This window comes from Kribbella sp. CA-294648, from assembly GCF_050943845.1.
Taxonomy (GTDB): domain Bacteria; phylum Actinomycetota; class Actinomycetes; order Propionibacteriales; family Kribbellaceae; genus Kribbella.
On sequence record NZ_CP191981.1, the window covers coordinates 3,502,396 to 3,516,329 of the forward strand.

11 protein-coding genes are annotated in these 13,934 nt (G+C 69.6%); 9 read left to right on the plus strand and 2 right to left on the minus strand.

All coding sequences use genetic code 11. The features are described 5' to 3' along the window. Positions 1-42: 42 nt before the first annotated feature. The 3 genes from ACQPYM_RS16740 to ACQPYM_RS16750 all read left to right on the plus strand — a co-directional run bounded on the left by ACQPYM_RS16740 (position 43) and on the right by ACQPYM_RS16750 (position 4,844). Entirely contained in the window at positions 43-2,043 is a 2,001-nt protein-coding gene (locus ACQPYM_RS16740) for a hypothetical protein (protein ID WP_433021621.1), read from the plus strand. Then, positions 2,040-2,753, plus strand: coding sequence for a hypothetical protein (locus ACQPYM_RS16745; protein WP_433021623.1), 714 nt, complete (start codon positions 2,040-2,042; stop codon positions 2,751-2,753). The genes ACQPYM_RS16740 and ACQPYM_RS16745 overlap by 4 nt, the downstream gene beginning before the upstream one ends. A gap of 267 nt (positions 2,754-3,020) precedes the next feature. Beyond that, positions 3,021-4,844, plus strand: a complete 1,824-nt coding sequence (locus ACQPYM_RS16750) for a CBM96 family carbohydrate-binding protein (RefSeq protein ID WP_433021625.1) — start codon at positions 3,021-3,023, stop codon at positions 4,842-4,844. Here ACQPYM_RS16750 and ACQPYM_RS16755 read toward each other — a convergent pair. Then, a complete protein-coding gene (locus ACQPYM_RS16755) occupies positions 4,778-5,770 on the minus strand; it encodes a sulfite exporter TauE/SafE family protein (protein ID WP_433021627.1) in 993 nt (330 codons plus the stop codon). The two genes, ACQPYM_RS16750 and ACQPYM_RS16755, sit on opposite strands and share 67 nt — an antisense overlap. 2 nt (positions 5,771-5,772) lie before the next feature. Continuing rightward, the gene (cysC, locus tag ACQPYM_RS16760) at positions 5,773-7,110 is read right to left on the minus strand and encodes an adenylyl-sulfate kinase (RefSeq protein WP_433021629.1); all 1,338 of its coding nucleotides are present in this window, start codon (positions 7,108-7,110) and stop codon (positions 5,773-5,775) included. Positions 7,111-7,447: 337 nt separating this feature from the next. Here cysC and ACQPYM_RS16765 point away from each other — a divergent pair, with 337 nt between their 5' ends. From ACQPYM_RS16765 to ACQPYM_RS16790, 6 genes are all read left to right on the plus strand, one after another. After that, positions 7,448-8,227, plus strand: a complete 780-nt coding sequence (locus ACQPYM_RS16765) for a hypothetical protein (RefSeq protein ID WP_433021631.1) — start codon at positions 7,448-7,450, stop codon at positions 8,225-8,227. A gap of 156 nt (positions 8,228-8,383) precedes the next feature. Then, positions 8,384-9,976 (plus strand): sugar transferase, encoded by a 1,593-nt coding sequence (locus tag ACQPYM_RS16770; RefSeq protein WP_433021633.1) that lies wholly within the window; start codon positions 8,384-8,386, stop codon positions 9,974-9,976. Beyond that, entirely contained in the window at positions 9,976-10,920 is a 945-nt protein-coding gene (locus ACQPYM_RS16775) for a GDP-L-fucose synthase family protein (RefSeq protein ID WP_433021635.1), read from the plus strand. The genes ACQPYM_RS16770 and ACQPYM_RS16775 overlap by 1 nt, the downstream gene beginning before the upstream one ends. Further along, positions 10,917-11,900 carry a GDP-mannose 4,6-dehydratase gene (gmd, locus tag ACQPYM_RS16780; protein ID WP_433021637.1) on the plus strand — a complete coding sequence of 328 codons (984 nt, stop codon included), beginning with the start codon at positions 10,917-10,919 and terminating at the stop codon, positions 11,898-11,900. The genes ACQPYM_RS16775 and gmd overlap by 4 nt, the downstream gene beginning before the upstream one ends. A 3-nt stretch (positions 11,901-11,903) precedes the next feature. Next, complete coding sequence (locus tag ACQPYM_RS16785; RefSeq protein ID WP_433021638.1) at positions 11,904-12,671, plus strand: WecB/TagA/CpsF family glycosyltransferase; 768 nt, start codon at positions 11,904-11,906, stop codon at positions 12,669-12,671. 10 nt (positions 12,672-12,681) lie between these two features. Then, complete coding sequence (locus ACQPYM_RS16790) at positions 12,682-13,932, plus strand: hypothetical protein (RefSeq protein WP_433021640.1); 1,251 nt, start codon at positions 12,682-12,684, stop codon at positions 13,930-13,932. Positions 13,933-13,934 lie beyond the last annotated feature (2 nt).

Below are 13,934 nucleotides of genomic sequence, written 5' to 3' on the forward strand. Positions count from 1 at the left end.
CGCGGCCTGGAACAGGGGGAGAGAACTGTGGGGGGAACAGGTATGAAAAGGAGTCGCGCCATCGTGGCGACCGGTACGGCGCTTGCCGTGCTGGCCGTCGCTCTGACCAGCCCGGTGCCGGTGTCGGCCGAGGCGGTGCCCGTCCCACACGCGGCTCACGACCGGGTGGTGTCACCCGTGCCGGCGTCGTGGACACCGCAGATCAAGGACGGGAAGGTCCGTTCCATCACCCAGGTCGGCAACGTCATGGTGGTGGGCGGCGGCTTCACCCGGGTGTCGAACTCGGGCGGTGGCGGGCTGGCCACCCGGCAGAACATCGTCGCGTTCAACGCCACCACCGGTGCGGTCATCACCACGTTCAATCCGAGGATCACCGGTCAGGTGGCGGCGCTGGCACCCGGCCCGGTGGCCAACACCGTCTACATCGGCGGCGCGTTCTCCTCGGTGAACGGCGTGGCCGGAAAGGTGTTCCTGCTGAACCTGACCAACGGTCTGACGGTGGGCACCTTCCGGGCGCCGAACATGAACGGCGCGGTGAACGACCTGGTCAAGGCCGGCAACCGGCTGTTCGTGGCGGGGAACTTCACCTCGGTCGCCAACACCGCTCGCGGTGGCCTGGCCACCCTGAACGCGACGACCGGGGTGATGGACACCTTCCTGACCGTCTCGCTCAAGGTGAACCACAACTACACCGGTAAGCCGGGTGAGGCGGCCGGGGCGGTCGGCGCCCGGTCCATGGACATCAGCCCGGACGGCCGCTGGCTTGTCGTCGGCGGCAACTTCAAGAAGGCGAACGGCCTCGATCGCGACCAGATGGTGATGATCGACCTGGCCGGGGCCACGGCGGTCGTGCGACCCGACTGGCGGACGCTGCGGTTCGAACCACGCTGCGCCTACTGGGCGTTCGACTTCTACATCAGGGACGTGGCCTTCGGTCCCAGCGGTCACTTCTCCGTGGTGACCACCGGAGCGCCGTTCCCCGGCACCCTGTGCGACACGGCGACGCGCTGGACCACGGCGGCGAGCCCGACCGCCGAACCACTCTGGATCCAGGACACCGGCGGCGACACGATGTACTCGGTGGCCGACAGCGGCGCAGCCGTCTACGCCGGCGGTCATCAGCGCTGGCACAACAACGCCGGCGCCCGTGACACCGCCGGCCCCGGCGCGGTCCCGCGGCCGGGCCTGGGTGGGTTCGACCTCCGCAACGGCGTACCGCTGTCGTGGAACCCGGCCCGCCAGCCGCGGGGAATCGGCGCCGAGGCGCTGCTGGTCACCGCCGCCGGTCTGTGGATGGGCAGCGACACCGACTACATCGGCAACGGGCAGTACTGGCGTCCGAGGCTCGCGTTCTTCCCGGTGACCGGTGGCAAGGTGGTGGGTCCGGGGCAGACGGTCCAGCTCCCCGCGACGGTCTACCGCGGGACGGTCACGCTCACGCGGTCCTCGTACGACGGAGTCAATCCACCGTCGGCGGCCACAGCCGCGCCGCAGGGCGGGATCACCTGGAGCGGCGTGCGGGGAGCGGTGATGATCGACGGTGAGCTGTTCTACAACACCGCGGACGGCAACTTCCACCGCCGCACCTTCGACGGTGTGAACTACGGGCCTGACCGGTTGATCGATCCCTACAACGACCCGCTGTGGAGTTCGGTGCGGACCGGATCCGGCTCGGGCACCTACCGGGGCGTGAAGCCGAGCTACTACAGCCAGATCTCCTCGATCCGGGGGATCGCCTACACCGGCGGCAAGCTGTACTACACCCGGACCGGTTCGTCGCAGATCTTCTCCCGGGACTTCTCGCCCGAGAGCGGGATCATGACCGAGGCGACCGGCACGGTGGCGGGGTTCTCCTCGGCCAACGTGCGGGCGATCTTCTTCAGTGGCGGCAACCTCTACTTCACCAACAGCCTGACGGGCACCTTGTCGCGGGTGGCGTGGGTGAACGGAGCGCCGCAGGGTGCCGTGTCGGTGATCAGCGGACCGGCGGTGGACGGAGCCAACTGGAGCGACGCCACGATCTTCACCGGACCGCCGGCATGACCTCGCGGTCGGCAGGACAGCGCCATCGGGCCGGAGCGTTCCTCGGTCTGGCTGTCCTCGGGGTGTCGGCCCTCGGTCTCACCGGTTGTGGTTCGGATCCGGAGCCCGCGGCCGCTTCGGCATCGTCGTCCGTCACCCCCGCGGCGACGACACCGGCGACCGCGCCGGTCCCGGCGGCCACCACCAGCGCTCCGGCGCCGAAGGTGCAGCCGTCGGGCGGGCCGGCCGTCCCCTCGCCGAAGGTAGCTCCTTCGGCGAGGGTGGCGCCGAAGTCGTCGGTCCGGCCGCCCGCGCCGCCGGCGCAGAGCGTGCCGCCCGCGGCGAAGAAGACGCAGCCGGCGCCGGTGGTGAAGAACGAGGAGCCGCCGCCAGGGCCCGAGGTCGCGGTGACGTTGTGCATGCTGACCCGCGCCCAGGCGCGCGGTGTCCTCGGTCCGGCCGGGGTGTCGTCGGAGGACATGCGGCTGCGCAACGGGATCTCGGCGCTCGAGGAGAACCTGGAGAACTGGCGGTACGCCGCCTCCGGCGATGCGCGGATCACCCCGTTGATCCAGCAGGCCGAGTCGCTGATCGCGCTCTGGCGGGCCGCCGTCCGGGCGTACGACGAGGGGGACAAGAAGGCGGCGGCCGCGGCGGTCGCCCGGGCGGACAAGGTGATCGCCGGTCTGCCCGCCGCACCTCCGGCCGGCGCCGTGGGGTGCCCCGGCTGACCGGCTCGCGTTGTTGGAGCTGGAGACGAACCTTAACGTTCGTCTAACCTGCGGAGGCCTGTTCCGGGACACACTGTCACGAGAACAGGCCTCGCTGGTGACAGGGAGTGGGAAAAGTGCCACAGTGGGGTCGAATCACGCGTTTGAACGATGCACGATAGTCGGTAAATCGTTGTGAAAGTTTGACATCGGCAGTCGGAGCGTCGTGGTATTTGACGTCGAGCGACTGGGGGTCGCTCAGATTCTGCCCCCCACCCCTTGGATGTCATGTCTCCCCGCAGCGCACGTCATTCCGTTCCCCGACCCCCTCGAACCCCCAGATCACCGTCCAAGCGATCAGTCGCCACCCGCAGCGTCGTCCTCAGCGTCGCCTCGGTCCTGACCTTCACCGGCGCGGCCGTCGCCGTGACCGGCTCGCTGAGCGATCCGTCCCAGACCCAGCCGAGCGAACTGGCGGCCGCCACCGCGCAGCCGGTCGAGCTCCCCGCGCTGGACGACAGCTACGCCTCGTACGCCGTGCCGAGCCGGACCGTCGGCGACTCGGTCAAGCTGGCGGCCACCTCGAAAGCCACCGACCGCAAGGTCATCTACCTGAAGTTCCGCGTCAAGGACAGCGATCTGGCGGCCCGCGAGAGCGCCAAGCTCGTCCTGACCCGCGACCTTCACCACCTCCCGGCGGACGTCCGCCTGTTCGCTGTCGCGAGCAACGACTGGTCCGAGAAGACGCTGACCGCGGCCACGGCGCCGAAGCTCGGTGCCCCTCTCGGTGTGGTCCGGCCGACCTACTCCAGCACCCAGGCGCAGTTCGATGTGTCCTCGCTGATCACCAAAGCGGGTGACTACTCGCTGGCCGTGACCTCGGCCGCTACCGACGACGTGGCCCGGTTCCGCTCCAGTGAGGACGGCCCGCTGGGCCCGAAGCTGGTGCTGCGGTCCGGCACGCCGCAGTCGCCGAAGCCGACCACGACGCCGACGGCCTCGCCCTCGCCGACGCCGACCGCCACCAAGCCGACCACGACGCCGACGGCCACGCCGACCAGCTCGCCGACCAAGCCGACGGCCTCACCGACCACCACGACGCCGACCCCGACCGCGTCTCCCACGACGACTCCGCCGACCGGCGGCGGTCTGTCGCGGCCGACCTGTTCGGTGTCGGACAAACTCGTGCCGTCGTGCGCGATGTGGTGGGGCGTGGCACCGCGGGTGTTCACCAGCTTGAGCATGCCGGAGGCGCTGAAGCAGGCCGAGGCCGACGCCGGCCGTCCGTACGACATGCTGCACCGCTACCACACGAACAACGAACTGTTCCCGACCGCGGAGGAGAAGGCTGCCGCCGCCGGGGGCCGGATGCTGTTCCTGAACTACAAGCCGGCCACGGACATGACGTGGCGCCAGATCGCCAACGGTGCGGCCGACGCCCGGATCGACAAGCTGGCGAACCACATCAAGACCACCTACCAGGACAAGTTCTTCCTGGCCGTGTGGCACGAGCCCGAGAACGATGTCCGGCCGACCGCCGGCTCGGGGATGACCGCCCAGGACTACGCGGCGATGTTCCGGCACACCGTCCAGCGGCTTCGGGCCGGCGGCGTGACGAACGCGGTCACCGTCGTCGCCTACATGGGCTTCCCGAAGTGGGGCGCGACCGACTGGTTCGACTCGCTCTACCCCGGTGACGACGTGGTCGACTGGATCGGCTGGGACCCGTACGGCTCGGGTGAGCCGGACTCGGCGTACCTGGCCGGTGACTTCACCAAGCTGATCAACCGCACCGACGGCCTGAGCTGGGAGGGCTCCTACAACTGGTCGGTCAAGATGCACCCGAGCAAGCCGGTGATGCTGGCCGAGTGGGGCATCTACGAGAGTGCCGAGAACCCGACCGGCAAGGCCGAGTACTACCAGTCGGTGGCCGCGCAGATCGACAAGTTCCCCAAGCTGAAGGCCTTGGTCTACTTCGACATGCCGCGGGGCCCGGACACCGGCAAGAACACCAGTGCCAACAGTTCGCCCTCGGCACTGGCGGCCTACCGCACGCTGGGTCGCGACCCGCGGTTCGTCGGGCCGTCCCCGTCGCTCGCCAAGGCCCCCTGAGGTGATGCCGGCGCGGCGGTCTCCCGCCGCGCCAGCATCGGGAACCCGTGACGCCGCCGGATCACCATCCACAACGGAGGGGCGACCAGCAGCGCCGCGGCGAGCAGTACACCGGTCGTCAGCGTGCCGACGCCCAGCATCTTGAGCGCTGAGGCCAGCAGGACGAACGCGAGCACCCGGCGGATGAATCCGCCGGGTGCTCGTGACGAGATCCGGGCACCCAGCCAGACCCCGGGAATGCTGCCCAGCAGCAGCGCGCCGGTCAGGTGCATCGAGAAGTCCCCGAACAGCAGGTGGCCGAGGGCGGCGCAGCCAACCAGCGGGACCGCTTGGAACAGGTCCGTGCCGACCAGTTGACCGGCTTTCAGACCGGGATACAACGCCATCAGCGCGATGATGATCAGCGAACCCGACCCGACCGACGTCAGGCCGACGACCAGTCCGCCGATGATGCCTACGACAACGGTGGGCAGCCGGCGCACCGTGATCACCGGCGGTCCGGACGGTGTCCGGGGCGCGGTGCCGTCGCGTTTGCGGGCCCGCTCGACCAGCCGCAGATAGGCCCTGACGGTCAGGCCGGCGGCCGCGATCAGGAGCGCCAGGCCGAGCGCGCGCTGGATGATCACCTGCATCTGCTCGCCGTCGCCCAGTGCCCGGGCCAGCAGCACGCCGCAGAAGGCCGCGGGCATCGATCCCACACACAGCCACGCGACCAGCCGCAGGTTGACCGTGCCCCGCCGCATGTGCACCGCGGCACCGACCGGCTTCATCACCGCTCCGGCCACCAGGTCGCTGGACACGGCGGTCAGCGGCGGAACGTTGAAGAACAGCACCAGGACCGGAGTCATCAGGGCGCCGCCGCCCATGCCCGTCATCCCCACCACCAAGCCGATCCCGAAGGCGGCCACCGCGAGCGCGATGTCCATGATCAGCCGGTCGCCGGTGCGATCCAGCCGCCGGTCCGTAGATGATCGACGACGGTCGCGAGCGAGGTCTGCCGGTCCAGCCGCGAGGTGTCGATCCGCAGATCCGCGTCCGCGGGCAGCTCGTAGTCGTCGGTGATCCCGGTGAAGTGCTCGACCAGTCCCGCCCGGGCCTTGGCGTACAGGCCTTTGACGTCACGCCGTTCGCACTCCTCCAGTGGCGTGGAGACGTGGATGAGCACCAGATCACCGACCGCTTCGACCATCTCGCGCACCGCGGCCCGGCTGTCGGCGTACGGCGCGATGGGAGCGCAGACGGCGATGCCACCGTGCCGAGCGATCTCCGCCGCGACGAAGCCGATCCGCCGGACGTTGAGATCACGGTCGCCGCGGGTGAATCCCAGCCCGGACGACAGCATCCGGCGGACCACGTCGCCGTCGAGCAGGGTGACGGTCCGTCCGCTGGTGCGGACCAGGTGGTCGACCAGCGACTGGGCGAGTGTCGATTTGCCGGAGCCGGACAGCCCGGTGAAGAGCACCACCAAACCGCGGCTCGCTCGCGGCGGCTTCCACCTCAGCAACTGGGGGAGCTGGGCCGCGAGCACGTCGTCGTCCGTGGCGATGGAGTGGCCCGCCACCAGTTCGGCGTACAGGGTCGACCAGGCGGTCGCGGGGTCGCCGTCGCCGATGACTAGTACCTCGGAGGCGGAGTAGGCCTGACCGACCCGATGAGCCAGGTCGGCCTCCGCGGCAGGTCGCCACAGCAGCGGGCTCGTGGTCACGGTGACGGCGACGCCCAACCGGGCCGCAGCCGTGTCCACACACGCGAGCAGCACGTGCGCCGGTACGCCGTCCGGGCTCGGCCCGGCGTCCGGGACGACGATGACCACCTCGGCGTCGAGCCGGTGCGACTCGCGCTCGATGGTGGCCAGATCCGTGCTGGTCAAGGGCCGGGCGACCACCACGACCAAACGCGCCGCGGTGGTGGTGAGGTCCGCCGGCGCCAGGTGGCGATCGTCGGCCGGCCGCTCGCGCCGGACCGGGCTCAGCCGGCCCTCGAGGGCTACCGAATCACTCTGATCATGCCGTCCGAGCTCGGACAAGGTGGCGATCGGCCCGGCCTGGTCGTCGGTGATGACCAGGCAGCCGGTGCGCATCGCCGTTTCGGCGAGCTCGGCGCTGACGATCAGCCGGACCCGGCCGGCCGGCGCCGGGTCCGGTGCGGAGATCGCGCTGCCGAGATCGTCGAAGGGCAACTGGATGCCGTCGAGCGCGAGCCGGACATCAGCGAGGACGCGCCGGTCCGGGCTGATCCGGGCAGCCGTCAGCGACAGGTCCGCCACGTCGAAATGTTCTCGGCGATCAGTTGATTGGCTCAGCACGCCATCAGCCCCCCAGCTGTGCAGTGAATCCCCGCCCCCCGGCGTGGTGGCCTGAACGGCCACCCGCCCAGTTTGGCCTACCTGGGCGCGATCCGCCAGCAATGGGCGGAATCCGACTGCGGTGCGTCACTGCCCGTGCAGGCCGGATGACAACGGGGTTCCCCGGACCCGCGGATCGGGAGGAATCACGGCTCAGATCTACCGTCCCGGCCCAGCGCTTCGTACGATGCTCGGCAACACGCAGGGTGATCGGTGGCCCGACGTCACTCGCCCGGTGTGTTGGGGGAGGGGTTGTCACATGGGGGCTGACCGCGCCGGACTGCGCGCTGTGGTGGGGTGGATCTTCTACGGGGGACTGGCGCTGCTGCTCGGGCTGATCCTGCTCGACCTGCTGGCCGACGTCCTGCCGGCCAGGTTGGCTCGCAGAATCGGCTACAACAGCGAGGGCTATCTGTTCGCTCTCGTGGCGGCAGCCTGGATCCAGTTCGCCAGGCCGAGGCTGTCCGACCGGTCTCGCTGGCTGCTGACCGCAGTCGCCGCGCTCAGCTGTCTGGTCGTCGGTTTGTTGTTGCTCGACAGCGAACTGCCCAGCAGGTTCAAGACTCTCAACGAGCCGATGATCGCGCTGGCGCTGGTCCTGCCGTACCTCACGCTCCGGCGGGCCGTGCCCAGGGCGCTCCTGCTGGTACCACCGCTGATCCTGCTGGGCGTCATCGTCGGCCTGATCCTCGATCCCGACGGCCTGGTGATCAACCTCGCCGAGACTTTTGGCTACTGGTTCCTGGTGCCGATCGTCTTCGACCTTACGGACAAGGGAATCCTGGATCCGGCGGCCGAGACCTCACCGCCGACCCGCTACCTGACCTATGCCGTGCTGACCGTGGTGCCGGTGACGGTGTCCGCGCTCGGGATGGCAGAGCGCGAGGGGGGCGGCGTGCACGCCGGGCTGTCCTATCTCGGCCGCATCCACGAGTCCTTCATCGGCGTCCTGCTCCCCGCCCTGTACTTCGCTGTCCTGCTCGGGCGCACCGGACTTCGACGGAGCCGGCAATCCCGGGAGGCAGTCTCGACCCGCTGACCCCGGCAAGTCGCCCGAAAGCCTGCCATGGCAGGGTTCGACACGCCGTGACGCTGTGAATCGCCAGCGTACTTGACACGGTCATCGCCGAACCTGAAGACTGCCCCGGCAGTGCTGTAGGCGCGCGTCGGCGCGCAGTGACGACGAGGGGCTGGTGTGAGCGCAGGGAAACATGTGCCCGCGACGCCCCACGACGCCTCGCCGGCGGAGGCCCCCACCGCCCGGAACCTCTCCTCGACCGACTCGCCGTTGCGCGAGCCGGCCCAGGTGACCACCCCCGCCCGCGCGGGCGGGACTGTTCCCCTGTGGGTCATGCCCCACGAAGTTCCCGCGATCGTGCCGGCCCCGTCCCGGTCGACCGAGCCCCGCTGGGTCGGCGTCTACCGATGGGCCGCACTGGGCGGTGATCTCCTGGCCGCCGTCGTCGGCATCTCGATCGCCCTGCTGAGCCGCTTCGGCTACCAGGTCGGCAGCAGCTACCTGGTCATCAGCAGCCTGCTGCCACTGGCCTGGGTCGGCGTCGTGGCCCTGTCGAAGGGCTACGACTCCCGCTACTTCGGTGCCGGACCCGACGAGTTCCGGGCTCTTCTCCGTTCGGGGGTCGGACTGACCGCCGCGGTGGCGATGGTGTCCTACGCGACCAGGGCGGAGATCGCCCGTGGTTTCGTCGTGCTGGCCATCCCGGCGACCGTCGCGGTCGCCATGGTGCTGCGGTACTCGCTCCGCAAGGATCTGCACCGGCACCGAGTGAGCGGCCGGTGCATGCACCGGGTTCTCGTGGTCGGTCGCCGAGGACCGGCGGCCACCTTGTGCGAGCACCTCGAGAACCGTCCGACCGACGGGTTCCGGGTGATCGCTTTCTGCCGCCCGCGCGAGGACGGCCAGGCCACTGGGCCGTTGCTTCCCGACGAACTGGACGAGGCGGACATCCTGTCCGCGGTGGACCGGCATGCCGTGGACGTCGTCGCGGTCACCACCGATCCCGAGCTGGCCGGGCAGTCGCTGCGCCGGTTGTCGTGGGCGCTGGAGCAACGCGGCGTCGAACTGATCGTGTCGCCCGGCATCATCGAGGTGGCCGGACCACGGATCTCCGTCCGGCCGGTGGCAGGCCTGTCCCTGCTGCACCTGGAGCGTCCGTCGGTCAGTGGTGGACCGCACCTGCTCAAGGCTGTCTTCGACCGGGTGTCCGCCGCGTTGATGGTGGCGCTGCTGGCCCCGGTGCTGCTCGGGCTCGCGATCGCCGTGAAGGTGTCCAGCCCGGGGCCGGTGATGTTCCGTCAGACGCGGGTCGGCCGGGCCGGCACCGAGTTCACCATGTTCAAGTTCCGCAGCATGTACTCCGACGCCGAGCAGCGGCTCAGCGACCTGTACTCGCTGAGCGACGGCAACGGCGTGATGTTCAAACTGCGCGACGACCCCCGGGTGACCCCGCTCGGCCGGTACATCCGGCGCTTCTCGCTCGACGAACTGCCCCAGTTGTTCAACGTCCTCAAGGGCGACATGTCCCTGGTCGGCCCGCGGCCGCCGCTGTCGGAGGAAGTCGCGCTGTACGCCGCCGACGACACCCGGCGGATGCTGGTCAAACCCGGGATCACCGGGCTGTGGCAGGTGAGCGGCCGCAGCGACCTGTCCTGGGACGAATCGGTCCGGCTGGATTTGCGCTATGTCGACAACTGGTCGATGACCCTGGACCTGCTCATCCTCTGGAAGACCGCGCGTGCGGTGATCTACGGCTCGGGAGCCTACTGATGTCGATCGACCGAAGCGCGCCGGTGTACGTCGCGGGCCACCGCGGGCTGGTCGGGTCGGCCATCTGGCGCCGGCTCGAGGCGGAAGGTTTCACCCAGCTGATCGGTGCCACCTCCGCGGAGCTGGACCTGCGCGACCGGGCCGCGACCTTCGCGTTCCTCGCCGAGCACCGCCCGGTCGCGGTGATCGACGCGGCCGCCCGGGTCGGCGGGATCCTGGCCAACCGGGACCACCCGACCGAGTTCCTCAGCGACAACCTGCGCATCCAGGTCAACCTGATGGACGCGGCGCTCGAGGTCCGGACGCCGCGGCTGCTGTTCCTCGGCTCGTCCTGCATCTACCCCAAGTACGCCGAGCAGCCGATCCGCGAGTCGAGCCTGCTGACCGGTGAGCTGGAGCCGACCAACGACGCCTACGCGATCGCCAAGATCGCCGGCATCATGCAGGTCCAGGCCGTCCGCCGGCAGTACGGGTTGTCCTGGATCTCGGCGATGCCGACCAACCTCTACGGGCCGAACGACAACTTCGACCTGACCAGCTCGCACGTGCTGCCGGCGCTGATCCGGCGGTTCCACGACGCCAAGCGGGCGGGGGCGGCCGAGGTGGTGCTGTGGGGGACCGGTACGCCGCGGCGCGAGTTCCTGCACGTGGACGACCTGGCCGACGCCTGCCTGCACCTGCTGGAGCACTACGACGCGCCGGAGCCGATCAACGTCGGCGTCGGCGAGGACGTCACGATCCGCGAGCTGGCCGAGCTGGTGGCCCGGGTGGTCGGTTACACCGGTGCCATCAGCAACGACCTTTCGAAGCCGGACGGCACCCCGCGCAAGCTGCTCGACGTGAGCCGGCTGCGGGCGCTGGGCTGGAAGCCCGACATCGATCTCGAACCAGGCGTGGCCAGCACCTACGCCTGGTACCTCGAGCAGCTGGGAGACAACGCATGAAGAAGGCGCTGATCACGGGGATCACCGGCCAGGACGGCTCGTACCTCGCCGAGTTGCTGCTCGGCAAGGGGTACGAGGTGCACGGCCTGATCCGCCGCGCCAGCACGTTCAACACCCACCGGATCGACCACCTGTACACGGATCCGCACGAGCAGGACAAGCGGCTGTTCCTGCACTACGGCGACCTGACCGACGGCTCGCGCCTCGTCACGCTGCTCGCCGCGATCCAGCCCGACGAGGTCTACCACCTGGCCGCGCAGAGCCATGTCCGGGTCAGCTTCGACGAGCCGGAGTACACCGGTGACACCACCGGGATGGGTACCACCCGGCTGCTCGAGGCGATCCGGATGATCGGGCTGAACTGCCGCTTCTACCAGGCGAGCAGTTCGGAGATGTTCGGCGCGACCCCGCCGCCGCAGAACGAGGAGACCCCGTTCTACCCGCGCTCGCCGTACGGCGCGGCCAAGCTCTACGGGTACTGGATGACCCGGAACTACCGCGAGGCGTACGACATGTTCGCGGTGAACGGGATCCTGTTCAACCACGAGAGCCCACGCCGGGGCGAGACGTTCGTGACCCGCAAGATCACCCGGGCGGTGGCGCGGATCAAGCTCGGCCAGGAGAAGCGGCTGTACCTCGGCAACCTGGATGCCTGCCGCGACTGGGGCTACGCACCGGAGTACGTCGAAGGCATGTGGCGGATGCTGCAGCACGACCAGCCGGGTGACTACGTGGTCGCCACCGGGACGTCGTACTCGGTCCGCGACTTCGTCTCGCTGGCCTTCGAGCACGCCGGGATGGACTGGAAGGAGTTCGTCGACTACGACGCACGCTACGAGCGGCCGACCGAGGTCGACTCGCTGATCGGCGACCCCTCCAAGGCCCGTGAGGACCTGGGCTGGAAGGCTCAGGTGCACGTGCCGGAACTCGTTCGGATCATGGTGGATGCCGACCTGGCCGCGCTGACCAGCGAGGACTGAGCGATGACCGTCCAGGCGACCGAGCCGCGCGTCGACGTGCTCGGCATCCACGTCAGCGTCACCCACATGGATCACACCGTCGAGACGTTCGCCCGCTGGATCGACGACGGCGAGCGGCACCTGGTCTGCGTGTCGGACATGAACGCGTTGCTGCACGCCCGCGCCGACGGCCGGCTCACGGAGGTCTACAACACCTCCGGGATGACCCTGCCCGACGGCATGCCGCTGGTCTGGGCGGGCCGCAAGGCCGGGTTCGAGCAGATGGCGCGGGTGTGCGGGCCGGACCTGATCGAGCGCGTGATGGCGGAGGCCGAGCAGCGCGGCTGGACGCACTACTTCTACGGCGGCGCCGACGGTGTCCCCGAGAAGCTGCGCGACAACTTCGTCGCCAAACACCCGGATCTGAAGGTGGTGGGGGCCTACTCCCCGCCGTACCGGGCCCTGACCGAGGCCGAGGACGCTGAGATCGTCGAGCGGCTGAACGCGGCCGAGCCGGACATCATCTGGGTCGGGCTGGGCGCGCCGAAGCAGGAGCGCTGGATGGCCGAGCACCGCGACCGGCTGGACGCGGCGATCCTGATCGGCGTGGGCGCCGCCTTCGACTTCCACACCGGCCGGGTGGACCGCGCACCGCAATGGATGCAGCGGTCGGGGCTCGAGTGGAGCTACCGGGTCTACAAGGAACCGCGCCGGCTGTGGCGCCGCTACGTGCTGGGGATCCCGCGGTTCGCGGTCGGTATTCTGCGCCGCCCGCCGCGGCCGGTCTCTTGAAGATTCCGTTGTGAAGCTGTCGCGGCTGGCCGGTCCGGCCGGCCGGGCGAGTTGGGGGCTCGCCGACCAAGCGCTGTCCAGCCTGAGCAATCTGGCGGTCGGCGTGTTCGTCGCGCGCAGCAGCAGTGTGGCGGACTTCGGCATCTACGCGCTCGCGTTCGGCGGCTACACGATCGCCCTCAACGTCTCCCGGGCAGTCGCCACCGAGCCCTTGTCGGTCCGCCACTCCGGCGACCGCAGCCCAGCCTGGGAACGAGCCGTCCGAGCCAGTACTGCGACCGCCGTCTTCGCCGGCCTGGTCGGCATGCTCGTGGGACTCGCGATCGCGTTGTTCCCCGGCGTACCGTCCAAAGGCGTGCTGATCGCCTTCGCGGTGACCCTGCCCGGGTTGCTGCTGCAGGACGCCTGGCGGTGGGCCTTCTTCGTCGTGGGGGAGGGCCAGAAGGCCTTCTTGAACGACCTGATCTGGCTGCTCGCGATGGGGGCGATCTTCGCCGGGCTCTACCTCACCGGGTCGGCCACTGCGTTCTCGCTGACGCTCGGCTGGGGTCTGGGTGCCGTGATCGCCGCAGTAGCCGGGCGGTTCCAAGCAGGCGTCATGCCACGTCGCCAGTTGATCCGGGAGTGGCTGCTGAGTCACCGGGACCTCACGCCGAAGTACGTCGGGGAGATGCTGGCTGTCAGCGGCACGATCCAGGTGTACATGGTGGGGATCACCGTCGCTGCCAGTCTCGCGGCAACTGCCGGCATCCGCGGGGCGCAGGTCTTGCTGGGTCCTGTGAACGTGCTGAACCAGGGGATCCGCATGATCGCCGTACCGGAGGCTGCGCGGGCTCTCAAGCACTCCTACCGGCGCCTGTGGCTTGTCGGCCTGGCGATCTCGCTAGGAGTCGGCGCAGGCGCACTGGCCTGGGGTGCTGTGTTCCTGCTGCTTCCTGAGGTCGTGGGAAGGGAACTGCTGGGTCCTGGCGTCTGGGCTGAAGCCAGGACCGTGCTGGTGCCCGTCATCCTGCTGCAGGCCCTGGGAGCGTCCAACGCGGGCGCGTTCGCCATCATGCGTGCTCTGGCGGCGGCGACGCGAGGCCTGCGGGTCAGGCTGATCTCCTCGATCATCCTGATCGCCGCAGGCGTCGGTGGCGCCTTCCTGGACGGCTCCAAGGGTGCTGCTTGGGGGCTGGCCGCCGCGTCGTTCTGCACTCTGCTGCTGTGGTGGCACGAAGCCCATCGCGCCATCGCAGTCCACCGCGGAGCGGCTAAATGATG